The sequence below is a fragment of the Streptomyces sp. NPDC015242 genome (assembly GCF_043079125.1).
In the GTDB taxonomy this organism is placed as follows: Bacteria; Actinomycetota; Actinomycetes; order Streptomycetales; family Streptomycetaceae; genus Streptomyces.
This window is the reverse complement of record NZ_JBIBUF010000008.1, coordinates 321260-334008: the sequence shown is the minus strand read 5'-3', so window position 1 is coordinate 334008 and position 12749 is coordinate 321260. Positions and strand designations below refer to the sequence as shown.

Here is a 12749-nt window from a genome sequence, read left to right as displayed (position 1 = left end):
CAGTGATCACTTCTGTGCTGGTCGCCAACCGGGGCGAGATCGCCTGCCGTGTCTTCCGCACCTGCCACGAGCTGGGCATCCGCACGGTCGCCGTCCACTCGGACGCCGACGCGCACGCCCTCCACGCGCGCGTGGCCGACGCGAGCGTCCGCCTCCCGGGGGAGGCGCCCGCCGACACCTACCTGCGCGGCGACCTGATCGTGAAGGCCGCCGTCGCGGCCGGCGCGGACGCCGTGCACCCCGGGTACGGCTTCCTCTCCGAGAACGCCGACTTCGCCCGGGCCGTCCTGGACGCGGGCCTGACCTGGATAGGACCGCCGCCGGAGGCCATCGAGGCGATGGCGTCCAAGACCCGCGCCAAGCAGCTCCTGGGCATCGAGCCGCTCACCGAGGTCACCGAGGCCGACCTGCCCGTGCTGGTGAAGGCCGCGGCGGGCGGCGGCGGCCGGGGCATGCGCGTCGTGCGGCGCCTGGCGGACCTGGACGCCGAACTGGCCGCCGCCCGCGCGGAAGCGGCGAGCGCCTTCGGCGACGTTGAGGTCTTCGTCGAGCCGTACGTGGAGCGCGGCCGGCACGTCGAGGTGCAGATCCTCGCCGACACCCACGGCACGGTCTGGGCGCTCGGCACCCGCGACTGCTCCCTGCAGCGCCGCCACCAGAAGGTGATCGAGGAGGCACCGGCCCCCGGTCTGCCCGGCGGACTGGAGGAGGAACTGCACGCCCTGGCGGTACGGGCCGCCCGGGCCGTCGACTACGTCGGCGCGGGCACGGTCGAGTTCCTCGTCGCCGGCGGCACGGCGCACTTCCTGGAGATGAACACCCGCCTCCAGGTGGAACACCCGGTGACCGAGGCCGTGTTCGGCGTCGACCTGGTCGCGGAGCAGATCCGCGTCGCCGAGGGCCACCCCCTCGCCCCCGAGCCGCCCCGCGCACGGGGCCACGCCGTCGAGGCCCGCCTGTACGCGGAGGACCCCGCCCGCGACTGGGCCCCGCAGACCGGCACCCTGCACCGCCTCGCGGTCCCCGGCCCGGTCCGCCTGGACACCGGCTACACCGACGGCGACACCATCGGCGTCCACTACGACCCGATGATCGCCAAGGTCGTGGCGCACGCGCCCACCCGCGCGGAGGCCCTGCGCAAGCTGGCCGCCGCCCTGGAACGGGCCGCGCTCCACGGCCCCGTCACCAACCGCGACCTGCTGGTCCGCTCCCTGCGCCACCCCGAGTTCACCGCCGCCCGCATGGACACCGGCTTCTACGACCGCCACCTCGCGGACCTGGCCGAACCGGCCCCCGACCCGCACGCCCCCCTGGCCGCCGCCCTCGCCGACGCGAGCGCCCGGGCCCGCCCCGGCTTCGGAGGCTGGCGCAACGTCCCCTCGCAGCCGCAGACCAAGCGCTACCTGATGGCGGGGGAGGAGCACGAGGCCCGCTACCGGTGCACCCGGCAGGGCCTGGAGGCGGACGGGGTGCGCGTGGTGCACGCCGGGGCGTCTCTGGTGATCCTCGAAGTGGACGGCGTCCGGCGCCGGTTCGAGGTCGCCCGCCACGGCGACCGGGTCCACGTCAACACCACCGCCCTGACCGCCCTGCCCCGCTTCCCCGACCCCACCGCGCAACACGCCCCCGGCTCCCTCCTGGCCCCCATGCCCGGCACGGTCGTCCGCGTCGCCGACGGCCTCACGGCGGGAACCCCGGTGAAGGCCGGCGAGCCCCTGCTGTGGCTGGAGGCGATGAAGATGCAGCACAAGATCACCGCGCCGGTGACAGGGACCCTGACCTCCTTGCCGGTCGCACCCGGTCAGCAGGTCGAGCCCGGCGCGTTGCTGGCCGTGGTGGAGGAAGCCCCGTAAGGGGCGCGGGGAACTGCGCGCCCAGCCACGACGAAGGAGTCACATGCCCATGATCGAAGCCGACGAGCACAAGGCCCTCCGCTCGGCCGTCGCCGCCCTCGGCAAACGCCACGGCCTGGGCGCCGACCCCGATCACCTCTGGTCCGAGGCGGGCAAACTCGGCTACCTGGGCGTCAACCTGCCGGAGGCACACGGCGGTGGGGGCGGCGGCATCGCCGAACTCTCCATCGTCCTGGAGGAACTCGGCGCCGCCGGCTGCCCGCTGCTCATGCTGGTGGTCTCACCGGCCATCTGCGGCACGGTCATCGCCCGCTTCGGCACCGACGCCCAGAAGGAGACCTGGCTGCCCGGCCTGTCCGACGGCACCCGCCGGATGGCCTTCGGCATCACCGAACCCGACGCCGGTTCCAACAGCCACCGCATCACCACCACGGCCCGCCGCGACCAGGACACCGGAGGCTGGATCCTCACCGGCCGCAAGGTGTTCATCTCCGGCGTCGACATCGCGGACGCCACCCTGATCGTCGGCCGCACCGAGGATGCCCGCACCGGCCGCCTCAAGCCCTGCCTGTTCATCGTCCCGCGCGACACCCCCGGCTTCACCCGCCGCCCCATCGACATGGAACTCCAGGCGGCGGAGAAGCAGTTCGAGCTCGTCCTGGACGACGTGCGCCTGCCCGCCGACGCGCTCGTCGGCGACGAGGACGCGGGCCTGCTCCAGCTGTTCGCCGGACTCAACCCCGAGCGGATCATGACGGCCGCCTTCGCGATCGGCATGGGCCGCCACGCCCTCGCCAAGGCCGTCGCGTACGCCCGCGACCGCACCGTCTGGAACGCCCCCATCGGCGCCCACCAGGCCATCGCCCACCCCCTCGCCCAGGCGCACATCGACCTCGAACTGGCCCGCCTGATGATGCAGAAGGCCGCCGCGCTCTACGACGCCGGCGACGACACGGGCGCCGGGGAGGCCGCCAACATGGCCAAGTACGCGGCCGGGGAGGCCTGCGTGAAGGCCGTCGACCAGGCGGTGCACACCCTCGGCGGCAACGGCCTCACCCGCGAGTACGGCCTGGCCCGGATGATCACGGCCGCGCGCGTGGCCCGTATCGCCCCGGTCAGCCGGGAGATGATCCTCAACTACGTCTCCCACCAGAGCCTGGGCCTGCCCAAGTCGTACTGAGAACCTGAGGCTTCCCGCGCCGCGAGGAGGAACCCGCCATGTTCCGCAGCGAGTACGCAGACGTCCCGCCCGTCGACCTCCCCATCCACGACGCCGTCCTGGCCCGGGCCGCCGAGTTCGGCGACGCCCCGGCCCTGATCGACGGCACCGACGGCACCACCCTCACGTACGAGCAGGTCGACCGGTTCCACCGGCGCGTCGCCGCCGGCCTCGCCGAGGCCGGTGTCCGCAAGGGCGACGTCCTCGCCCTGCACAGCCCCAACACCGTCGCCTTCCCTACCGCGTTCTACGCCGCCACGCGCGCGGGTGCCACCGTCACCACCGTGCACCCGCTCGCCACCGCCCAGGAGTTCGCCAAGCAGCTCACCGACTGCGCGGCCCGCTGGATCGTCACCGTCTCACCCCTGCTGGACGTCGCCCGCCGGGCCGCCGAACTGGCGGGCGGCGTACGGGAGATCCTCGTCTGCGACAGCGCGACCGGCCACCGCTCCCTGATCGACATGCTGGCCACCACCGCCCCGGAGCCCCGGGTCCCGATCGACCCCGCCGAGGACGTCGCCGCCCTGCCGTACTCCTCCGGCACCACCGGCACGCCCAAGGGGGTGATGCTCACCCACCGGCAGATCGCCACCAACCTCGCCCAGCTGGCCCCGGCGATCCCTGCGGGCCCCGGCGACCGCGTCCTGGCGGTGCTGCCCTTCTTCCACATCTACGGCCTCACGGCCCTGATGAACGCGCCCCTGCGGCAGGGCGCCACGGTCGTCGTGCTGCCCCGCTTCGACCTGGAGCAGTTCCTCGCGGCGATCCGGGACCACCGCATCACCGCGCTGTACGTCGCCCCGCCCATCGTCCTGGCCCTCGCCAAGCACCCGGTCGTCGCCCGGTACGACCTGTCGTCCCTGCGGTACATCGTCAGCGCCGCCGCGCCCCTGGACGCCCGCCTCGCCGCCGCCTGCTCCGCACGCCTCGGCCTGCCGCCCGTCGGGCAGGCCTACGGCATGACGGAACTGTCGCCCGGCACCCACGTCGTCCCGCTGGACGCCATGCGCGACGCGCCGCCCGGCACCGTCGGCAAGCTCATCGCGGGCACCGAGATGCGCATCGTCTCCCTCGACGACCCCACCCGGGACCTGCCCGCCGGCGAGTCCGGCGAGATCCTCATCCGCGGCCCCCAGGTCATGAAGGGCTACCTGGGCCGCCCCGACGCCACCGCCGCGATGATCGACGGCGACGGCTGGCTGCACACGGGGGACGTCGGGCACGTGGACGAGGACGGCTGGCTGTTCGTCGTCGACCGGGTGAAGGAACTGATCAAGTACAAGGGCTTCCAGGTCGCCCCGGCCGAACTGGAGGCGCTCCTGCTCACCCACCCGGGCATCGCCGACGCCGCCGTCATCGGCACCTACGACGACGACGGCAACGAGGTCCCGCACGCCCATGTGGTCCGCCAGCCGGCCGCCGCCGGGCTCACCGCCGGGGAGATCATGATGTACGTCGCCGAGCGCGTGGCCCCCTACAAGCGGATACGCCGGGTCACCTTCATCGACGGCGTCCCCCGGGCGGCCTCCGGCAAGATCCTCCGCCGACAGCTCCGGGAGAGCGCATGACCCTGATCGCCCGCACCCGCGCGCGTGCCGTCGACACCCTGGCCCTCGACGCGCCGCAGCGCCGCAACGCCCTCTCGGCGGCCCTGGTCGGCGAACTGACCGAGGCGCTCACGGACGCCGGTCAGGACACCGGCGTCCGCGCGGTCGTCCTCACCCACACCGGCACCACCTTCAGCGCCGGCGCCGACCTCAAGGACCCGCCCGCCCCCGAGGCGCTGGTCGCCCTGCTCCGCCTGATCGTCGAGCTGCCCAAACCGGTCGTCGCCCGGGTCACCGGCCACGTCCGCGCGGGCGGCCTCGGCCTGCTGGCCGCCTGTGACATCGCGGTCGCCTCCACCGCGGCCACCTTCGCCTTCACGGAGGTCCGCATCGGCGTCGCCCCCGCGGTCATCTCGCTGCCGCTGCTGTCCCGCGCGAACCCGCGCGCCCTGTCCCGCCACTACCTCACCGGCGAACGCTTCGACGCGGCCGAGGCCACCGCGACGGGCCTGCTCACCGCGTACGCCGAGGACGTCGACACGGCCCTGGCCCCGATCCTCGACGGTCTGCGCCGAGCCGCCCCCGACGCCCTGGCCGAGACGAAACGGCTGCTCACGGCTAGGGTGCTGGAAGCCTTCGACCGGGACGCGGCCGACCTGACCGCGCTCTCGGCCCGGCTGTTCGCCTCCCCGCAGGCACGCGAGGGGATGACGGCCTTCCTCGAACGACGGGATCCGGCATGGGTGGTGTGAGCACGGTCGACCGTGCGGAGAGAGTCCCCAAGCAGGACCGCAGCCGGGCCACCCGGCAGCGGCTCCTGGAAGCCGCCGTGGCCTGCCTCGCCGAACACGGCTGGGCGGGCTCCACCGTCTCCGTCGTCGCCGAGCGGGCCGGCGTCTCCCGCGGCGCCGCCCAGCACCACTTCCCGACCCGCGAGGACCTCTTCACGGCGGCCGTCGAGTACGTCGCCGAGGAACGCTCCACCGCGCTGCGCGCCCTCTTCCCCGAGGGCGCGCACGGGGACCGCCACGCCGTCGTCGCAGCCCTGGTCGACCTCTACACGGGCCCGCTGTTCCGCGCCGCCCTCCACCTCTGGGTCGCCGCCTCCAACGAGGAACAGCTCCGCCCCCGCGTCACCGAGCTCGAATCCCGCGTCGGCCGCGAGACCCACCGCATCGCGGTCGACCTCCTCGCCGCCGACGAATCCGTCCCCGGCGTCCGCGAGACGGTCCAGGGCCTGCTCGACATGGCCCGCGGCCTGGGCCTGGCCAACCTCCTCACGGACGACGCGGCCCGCCGCGAACGGGTGGTGGCCCAGTGGGCGGGGCTGCTGGACGAGACGCTGGGCTGAGGGCGGTGTCAGTGCCGGGCACTACGGTTCCGGCATGGGTGATCACTACCAGACGATCGTCGACCTCGACGCGGACGCGGCGGAAGCGGAGCCGCTCGCGCGCAGAGTCGTGCAGTGGCTCGTGGCCGAGGGCGTCGTGCTGCCCGAACGCACGGACTGCGTCCTGAGCCTGCCCCTGGGGCACCCGCCGGGCCCGCGGTGGGAGCGCGCGGTCGCCGAGGCCGACGCGGACGACGAGCTGTGGGACGGCCTCGCCGTGCACACCGGGCGCACCGTCTTCCACGGCTGGCCAGGAGGCATGGAGGCGGCGACATGCCCGCGCTGCTCGGTCACGACCCGCCTGGTCGACGACGAGTGGGCGACGATCGATGAGGCCTGGGCGCCCTTCGGGGACGCCATCAGCACCTGGTCCGCCACCGGTGCGGCCCAGGTCCGCTGCCCGGCCTGCGCCCGCCGGGTCCCCCTGCGCGACTGGGCCTGGACCGACGACTACTTCGCCTTCGCGCACCTCGGGTTCGAGTTCTGGAACTGGCCCGAGCTCACACCGGAGTTCCGCGGCCGCGTGAGCGAGCTGCTCGACGGGCACCGCACGGCGTTCGTCCAGGGAAAGATCTGAGGCCCGGCCCCGTCACGGACTGAGTCGCTCCACCCGCCAGCTGCCGTCCGGCTGTTCCACGTACCGCAGGCGGTCGTGCAGGCGGTTCTCGCGGCCCTGCCAGAACTCCACCGTCTGCGGCGCCACCCGGAACCCGCCCCAGTGCGGCGGCACCGGCACCTGCTCGCCCTCCGGGTAGCGGGCGGCCAGTTCGGCGTACGCGCCGTCGATGTCGGCCCGGGTGGGCACCACCGAGGACTGGGCACTGGCCCACGCCCCGAGCTGGGAGCCGTGCGGGCGGGTGCGGAAGTACGCGGCCGTCTCGTCCCGGCCGGTGCGCCGCGCGACACCCGAGACGATGACCTGGCGGGCCATCGGGTGCCAGGGGAACAGCAGCGAGACGTACGGGTTCTCCGCCAGGTCGCGGGCCTTGCGGGAGTCGTAGTTCGTGTAGAAGACGAAGCCCTGCTCGTCGAAGTGCTTCAGCAGCACCGTGCGGGAGCTGGGCCGGCCCTCGGCGTCGGCCGTCGAGACGATCATGGCGTTCGGCTCGAACAGCCCGCCGTCCGTCGCGGCCTGCTTGAACCAGCGCGCGAACTGCTCGACGGGGGTGGCGGCCAGCTCGGTCTCGGAGAGGCCTTCCGCCCGGTACTGCTTGCGCATCGAGGCCAGGTCGAAGGGGACGTCGTCGCGGTCGGTCACCCGGTCATCTTGCCGTACGGACGGTGTCCTTCGTCACTGCCTGGCACTGAGTGCCGCGAACCCTCCTCAAGCCTGGCACTCGGAGATATCGTTTCCGTGCCGTTCCGGTTGGGTGACCGCCGACCGTTCGGGGCATCACAGGGGCAACCGGCCAGGACCGCGAGTCGCCGCAGACGACCGTGGATCCACTGGACGGCCGCCCGCTTCGCCAGCTGACTGACACATGGTTCGTACGTCCCACCCCACATCACACCATCTGTCGCTTACATCACGAGGAGCCGCCTGATGTCCGACTTCGTACCCGGGCTCGAAGGAGTCGTCGCGTTCGAGACGGAGATCGCCGAACCCGATAAGGAGGGCGGCGCACTCCGGTACCGGGGCGTCGACATCGAGGACCTCGTCGGCCACGTCTCCTTCGGCAACGTCTGGGGCCTGCTCGTCGACGGCGCCTTCAATCCGGGTCTGCCCGCCGCCGAGCCGTTCCCCATCCCCGTCCACTCCGGTGACATCCGCGTGGACGTCCAGTCCGCGCTGGCCATGCTCGCGCCGGTCTGGGGCCTGAAGCCGCTGCTGGACATCGATGCCGAGCAGGCCCGCGAGGACCTGGCCCGGGCGGCCGTCATGGCGTTGTCGTACGTGGCCCAGTCGGCCCGCGGCCAGGGCCTGCCCATGGTGCCGCAGCGCGAGATCGACAAGGCGAACTCGGTCGTCGAGCGCTTCATGATCCGCTGGCGGGGCGAGCCCGACCCCAAGCACGTGGCGGCGGTGGACGCCTACTGGACGAGCGCCGCCGAGCACGGCATGAACGCCTCCACGTTCACCGCCCGGGTCATCGCCTCGACCGGCGCGGACGTCGCGGCCGCGCTGTCCGGCGCCGTGGGGGCCATGTCGGGCCCGCTGCACGGCGGCGCCCCGTCCCGGGTCCTGCACATGATCGAGGAGATCGAGCGCACCGGCGACGCCGAGGCCTACGTCAAGCAGACCCTCGACAAGGGCGAGCGCCTCATGGGCTTCGGGCACCGCGTCTACCGCGCCGAGGACCCCCGCGCCCGCGTCCTGCGCCGCACCGCCCGCGAACTGGGCGCCCCGCGCTTCGAGGTCGCCGAGGCCCTGGAGAAGGCGGCCCTTGCGGAGCTGCACGCCCGCCGCCCCGACCGCGTCCTCGCCACCAACGTGGAGTTCTGGGCGGCCATCGTCCTGGACTTCGCCGAGGTCCCGGCGCACATGTTCACGTCCATGTTCACCTGCGCCCGCACGGCCGGCTGGTCCGCCCACATCCTGGAGCAGAAGCGCACGGGCCGCCTGGTCCGCCCCTCGGCCCGCTACGTCGGCCCGGGCAGCCGCAACCCCCACGAGATCGAGGGCTACGACGACATCGCCCACTGACCCGCCCCACCCACGGCCCTACCCGCCCCCGGGTGGGGCCGTGGCCCGGCCCGGGGCCGCGAGCCGGTCCAGCTCCTCCCCGATCGCCTCCCGCAGCGGGGTGTGCCGCGCCCCGAGGGCGTACCGCTCCTCGGTCCACATCCCCCGCGGATAGAGCCACACGGGCCGCCGTACGTGCTCCGGGTGCTCCCAGTCGTAGCGCGGCCACACGTGCGCGTGCAGGAACCCGTCGGTGTTCCCGAGGATCTCCAGATTGACCCGCCGGAACCCCGGCTCCATCCGGCGACAGGCCCGCTCGACCGCTTCCCCGAGCCGGTCCATGCCGTCCAGGAAGGCCAGCCGTCTCTCCCGCGGCAGCTCGGACAGCCGCTGGGCCGCCGGGTCGTCGGTGAGCAGCACCGAGTAGCCGGGCAGGAACTGCACGTCGCCGATCGCCGCGAACCCGCCGTCCAGTCTCCGTACGACGGTCGGGTTCTCACCGCGCAGGGCACTGCCCACCCGGTCGCGCTGCCACGCTTCCGGCACGATCGCCCTCCCCGAGAACGCAGGCGACCCGCGAGTCTGGGTCCTCCAGGGGAGGAGCCGGCCGGACGTACCGGCGACTCGCGGGTCGGGTGACTGCTTGAGATTGGGCCGGCTGCACGTGTCGCTCACGCGCTGGCTCGGCACCGCACAAGTGTGGTGACGGGCCGCTAGCCCGCAGCCACCTCACGCGTCCGGTTTCCATACATCTGCCGAACCACCTCCTCTCTCGTGTACCTGGAACCCTAGGAAACGGCCCGCCCTCGGATCAACCGTTTTTCTGAGACCTTGACTCCATGACGCGACGGCAGGCGATTCTCAGCGGTTCGGTGTTCGAGGAGCGGATCGGGTACGCCCGGGCCGTGGTGGACGGGGACCGGGTGCACGTGTCCGGCACGACCGGCTTCGACTACGCGACGATGACGATCTCCGAGGACGTGGTGGAGCAGGCCGAGCAGTGCCTGCGCAACATCGGGGACGCGCTCGCGAAGGCCGGCTGCTCCTTCGCGGACGTCGTGCGCGTGCGGTACCTGCTGCCCGACCGGGAGGACTTCGCACCGTGCTGGCCGGTGCTGCGCGCGTGCTTCGGCGAGGTGCGCCCGGCCGCGACGATGATGGTGTGCGGTCTGGCGGACCCCCGTATGAAGATCGAGATCGAGGTGGACGCGCGCCGGGGCAGCGGAGGTGTCACGGGCCGTTGACGTGGTGATTGCCCGCGTACAACGATTCCTTCAATGTTGTGGGAACTCGGTGTGCGCCGGGTCACGTTCCAGTTGAATGAGGGCAAGGAGCGAACCGGCGTGCCGTACGTGCGGACGCAGCCTGCAGGGGGTCCAGGTGAGTGCTTCCCGGCGTAGTGGGACCACCGACGAGCTGGGGCCCGACGAGCCCGGGCGGGACGGTGCGGACGGTTCGGATCTGCTCGCCGCGCTGCTGGACGGGATGGACGCGGCGCTGTGCGCCTTCGACGCCGACGGCGTCGTCACGCACTGGAACCGCGAGGCCGAGCGGATCCTCGGCTGGAGCGCGGACGAGGCCGTCGGCAAGCGGGGCCTGGCCGGCTGGGCGGTGCGCAGCGCGGACGCCGAGGAGGTCGAGGAGCGGCTGCTGTCGGCCATGCACGCGCCGGGCCGGCAGGTGCACGAGTTCGCGCTGCTGACGAAGGACGGCGGGCGGGTGCTCGTGCGGACCCAGTCGGCGGCGGTGCGCGGACCCGACGGAAAGCCGGCGGGGGTGTACTGCGCGTTCAGCGAGGTGCACGCGCAGATCGACCTGGAGCGGTCGATCGCGCTGAGCGAGGCGCTGTTCGAGGACGCGGCCTGGGGTGTCGTCCTGGTCGACGTCGACCTGCGGCCCGCCGTGGTGAACGCGCACGCGGCCCGCGCGCTGGGCGCGGGCCGTACGTCGGTGCTCGGGCGGCCGCTCGGGGAGCTGCTGTCGCAGGGCGTGGAGGAGCTGGAGAGCGCGCTGCAGCACGTCCTGGCGGAGGGCGCGCCCCCGGCGCCGGCGGAGGTGTGGGTGAGCGTCCGCACCGCGGAGGGGGAGCGGCGGCGGTGCTGGCGCAGCGGTTTCCTGCGGCTGGCCTCGCCGCTCGCCGAGGAGCCCGTGCCGCTGGGCGTGGGCTGGCTGTTCCAGGACGTGACGGAGTCCAAGCAGGCCGAGCAGGAGGCCTCGCTGCTGCGGTTCCGGACCCAGCAACTGCACCGGGCGTCGCGGGCCGCCGCCGAGTGCGAGGACCCGGCCGAGGCGGCGACGGTCCATCTGGACTTCGCGCTGGCCGGGTTCGCCGACCACGCGCTGATCGACCGGGTGGCCGGCGGGGCGCTGACCGACCCGGAGGCCGAGGGACCGGTCCGGCTGGTGCGGGTGGCCGCCACACCGTCCGGCGCCCCGGGGCCGAGCAGGCTGGCGGGCCGGGCAGGGCTGCCCGTGCGCTACCCGGAGGGCCATCCCGCCCTGCAGTGCGTGGAGCGCGTCGGGGCGCTGCGGGCGAGCGCGGGCGCCGCGCCGGCCGAACGGGCCCGTGCGTGGGCACTGGCACGGCAGTGGCCGCCGGACGCGGTGCACGCCCTGTGCGCGGTGCTGCGCAGCCGGGGGCGCACGCTGGGCGTCGTGACGTTCCTGCGCGGGGCCGGCCGCAGCGCGTTCGAGCGGTCCGACGCGGCGTACGCGGAGGACGTGGCCCTGCGCATCGCGGCGGCACTGGACCTGGTGAACCTGACGGCCCCGCCCGACCACACCTGACCCGCCCGGCGGCAGGCGCACGGCCCGCCCCGGTGCCCCGGAACGCCGAGAACGGCCCTCTGAGACCTGGGCGGTGGCCCGTAGTTGCGGTCCCGGAGTCCCGGAGTCCCGGAGACGGGGGGCGGGGGCCGGGGTCGCCTGCCGCAGCATGGCCGCCCGCCGCTGTCTGGCGCCCGACGGCACGGGCCCGCGGACGGAACCGCTGCCGGACCGCCGGGGAACCACTGCCGACCGGCCGGAACCCGCACCGGAACGATCGGCCGGCCCGGCCCGGCCCCGGGAAGGCCGGGCCCGGTCCCGGAGAGGGCAGGCTCCGCTCTCCGGCGGATTTTTCAGTGCCGGTAGAAGATCCGGTCCCCGTACCGCTCCATCACCCGGGTGTTCCACTCGTGGCCGCCGTCGACGTTGCCGGAGCGCAGGAGCGGTGGTTCGACGCCCCGGTCGGCGAGGATCGTCGCGGTCGTGGCCATGACCGCCTGGAGGAGGGCCGAGGTGACGACCGTGGAGGCCGGGGCGAACGGCGCGGGCACCTTGTCGTGGGTCAGTTCCGCGTCACCGACCGCGATCTTCGAGTCGAGGACGAGGTCGCAGTGGTCCTTGAGGTACGTGCCCGAGGCGTGCCGGGACTTCGTCTCCGAGGCGTACGCCACCGACGTCACGCCGATGACCTTCACCCCCAGGGCACGCGCGTGCAGGGCCATCTCGACGGGCAGGGCGTTGCGCCCGGACAGGGAGACGATCAGCAGGGCGTCGCCCGCGCGGAGCGGGGAGCTGTCGAGGACGGCGCTCGCGAGGCCGTCGACGCGTTCCAGGGCGGAGCCGAGCGGCGCGGGCATGACGTCGACGCCGACGACCCCCGGCACGGCGAGGAGGTTCATCAGGGCGAGTCCGCCGGCCCGGTAGACGAGGTCCTGCGCGGCGAGGGAGGAGTGCCCGGCGCCGAAGGCGAAGAGCCGGCCGCCGTTCCCGACGGTGTCGGCCAGGAGCGTCCCGGCGGCCGCGATGCTGTCGGCCTCCTCGTCGCGGACCCGCCGCAGCAGTTCGATCGCGGCATCGAGGAACTGGCCGGCCGGCGCGCGGTCGCTCATACGGGATCCCTTCGGACGGGCCGGGACGGGCCTCGCGGGGTTGTGTCGCGCATCACCGTGCGGTCTGGACCAGTGCGGTGTCAATACGGCCGTGAGTACCGCGCCCCGCGACGGCCCCGGGCGTCCCGAGGCGCCGAAGCGGAGGTCCGTACCCTGCTCCGGGGCTGGGTGATCCCCCGCTTTCGCTCCCGCGGCACGGTTGTCGGTGCCATCCGGCAGAATTGGGTGCAGGGCCAGCGCAC

The 12749-nt window shown here is 73.7% G+C and carries 12 protein-coding genes; 9 read left to right on the top strand and 3 right to left on the bottom strand.

The window, feature by feature from the left end; genetic code table 11:
• Positions 1-2: 2 nt before the first annotated feature.
• Genes ACF07N_RS27035 through ACF07N_RS27010 form a run of 6 tightly spaced genes read left to right on the top strand, consistent with a single transcriptional unit; the run spans position 3 to position 6586 of the window.
• Positions 3-1853 carry a biotin carboxylase N-terminal domain-containing protein gene (locus ACF07N_RS27035; protein WP_392117646.1) on the top strand — a complete coding sequence of 617 codons (1851 nt, stop codon included), beginning with the start codon at positions 3-5 and terminating at the stop codon, positions 1851-1853.
• A 43-nt stretch (positions 1854-1896) separates the two neighbouring features.
• Entirely contained in the window at positions 1897-3033 is a 1137-nt protein-coding gene (locus tag ACF07N_RS27030) for an acyl-CoA dehydrogenase family protein (RefSeq protein WP_392117643.1), read from the top strand.
• Between the two features lie 38 nt (positions 3034-3071).
• Entirely contained in the window at positions 3072-4640 is a 1569-nt protein-coding gene (locus ACF07N_RS27025; RefSeq protein WP_392117640.1) for a 4-coumarate--CoA ligase family protein, read from the top strand.
• Positions 4637-5371 carry an enoyl-CoA hydratase family protein gene (locus ACF07N_RS27020; protein WP_383329528.1) on the top strand — a complete coding sequence of 245 codons (735 nt, stop codon included), beginning with the start codon at positions 4637-4639 and terminating at the stop codon, positions 5369-5371. The genes ACF07N_RS27025 and ACF07N_RS27020 overlap by 4 nt, the downstream gene beginning before the upstream one ends.
• The gene (locus tag ACF07N_RS27015; protein WP_392117637.1) at positions 5359-5970 is read left to right on the top strand and encodes a TetR/AcrR family transcriptional regulator; all 612 of its coding nucleotides are present in this window, start codon (positions 5359-5361) and stop codon (positions 5968-5970) included. The genes ACF07N_RS27020 and ACF07N_RS27015 overlap by 13 nt, the downstream gene beginning before the upstream one ends.
• Before the next feature lie 34 nt (positions 5971-6004).
• Positions 6005-6586 carry a hypothetical protein gene (locus tag ACF07N_RS27010; RefSeq protein ID WP_392117634.1) on the top strand — a complete coding sequence of 194 codons (582 nt, stop codon included), beginning with the start codon at positions 6005-6007 and terminating at the stop codon, positions 6584-6586.
• A gap of 12 nt (positions 6587-6598) precedes the next feature.
• Here the strand turns inward: ACF07N_RS27010 and pdxH are convergent, their stop codons facing one another.
• Positions 6599-7267 carry a pyridoxamine 5'-phosphate oxidase gene (gene pdxH / locus ACF07N_RS27005; protein WP_383329535.1) on the bottom strand — a complete coding sequence of 223 codons (669 nt, stop codon included), beginning with the start codon at positions 7265-7267 and terminating at the stop codon, positions 6599-6601.
• A 285-nt stretch (positions 7268-7552) separates the two neighbouring features.
• Here pdxH and ACF07N_RS27000 point away from each other — a divergent pair, with 285 nt between their 5' ends.
• Entirely contained in the window at positions 7553-8653 is a 1101-nt protein-coding gene (locus ACF07N_RS27000) for a citrate synthase 2 (protein WP_383329538.1), read from the top strand.
• Between the two features lie 18 nt (positions 8654-8671).
• On the opposite strand, the gene ACF07N_RS26995 is transcribed toward ACF07N_RS27000, so the two are convergent.
• Complete coding sequence (locus ACF07N_RS26995; protein ID WP_392117630.1) at positions 8672-9178, bottom strand: diadenosine tetraphosphate hydrolase; 507 nt, start codon at positions 9176-9178, stop codon at positions 8672-8674.
• A 293-nt stretch (positions 9179-9471) separates the two neighbouring features.
• Here ACF07N_RS26995 and ACF07N_RS26990 point away from each other — a divergent pair, with 293 nt between their 5' ends.
• Positions 9472-9876 (top strand): RidA family protein, encoded by a 405-nt coding sequence (locus tag ACF07N_RS26990; RefSeq protein ID WP_383329541.1) that lies wholly within the window; start codon positions 9472-9474, stop codon positions 9874-9876.
• A gap of 76 nt (positions 9877-9952) precedes the next feature.
• Positions 9953-11419 carry a PAS domain-containing protein gene (locus tag ACF07N_RS26985; protein WP_392117627.1) on the top strand — a complete coding sequence of 489 codons (1467 nt, stop codon included), beginning with the start codon at positions 9953-9955 and terminating at the stop codon, positions 11417-11419.
• Positions 11420-11751: 332 nt separating this feature from the next.
• On the opposite strand, the gene ACF07N_RS26980 is transcribed toward ACF07N_RS26985, so the two are convergent.
• Positions 11752-12507 (bottom strand): SIS domain-containing protein, encoded by a 756-nt coding sequence (locus ACF07N_RS26980; RefSeq protein WP_383345009.1) that lies wholly within the window; start codon positions 12505-12507, stop codon positions 11752-11754.
• Between the last annotated feature and the right edge of the window lie 242 nt (positions 12508-12749).